Source organism: Aeromicrobium phragmitis (assembly GCF_003674095.1).
GTDB lineage: Bacteria > Actinomycetota > Actinomycetes > Propionibacteriales > Nocardioidaceae > Aeromicrobium > Aeromicrobium phragmitis.
In genome coordinates, this window is the sequence record NZ_RDBF01000059.1 from 1 (window position 1) to 510 (window position 510).

Annotated in this window: 1 protein-coding gene; it reads left to right on the forward strand. The window is 71.0% G+C overall.

Translation table 11 applies throughout. The features are described 5' to 3' along the window. A partial coding sequence (locus tag D9V41_RS16235) for a Mur ligase family protein (RefSeq protein ID WP_243697322.1) occupies window positions 1-510 on the forward strand: 510 nt, incomplete at both ends.

Consider the following 510-nt stretch of genomic DNA (forward strand, 5'->3'; position numbering starts at 1 on the left):
GTCTCGAGCCATGCGCTGGCGCAGGGACGAGTCGACGGCTTCACGTTCGACGTCGGCGTGTTCCTCAATCTCGGCCGCGATCACCTCGACTTCCACGCGGACATGGAGGAGTACTTCGCCGCGAAGGCGAGCCTGCTGACACCGCAGCACGCCAACTCCGGCGTCGTCGTGGTGGACGACGAGTACGGACGGCGCCTGGCCACGGGCTCGACGGTGCCGGTCGTCACGGTCTCGACGCATGGTGACCCGGCCGACTGGCGCGCCGTGGATGTCGTCGCTCACCCGACCGGCACGACGGCTCGACTGCTGGGACCCGAGGGCGTCGAGGTCGACCTCTCCGTGCCGTTGCCGGGCACGTTCAACGTCGCCAACGCAGCCGCAGTCGTCGCGGCGCTCGCCGTCCAGGGCCACGACCCGCAGGAGGCGGCGCGTGGGATCGCGGAGAGCGCGGGCGTTCCGGGCCGGATGGAGCGGGTGGACGCCGGGCAGGATTTCACTGCGGTCGTCGAC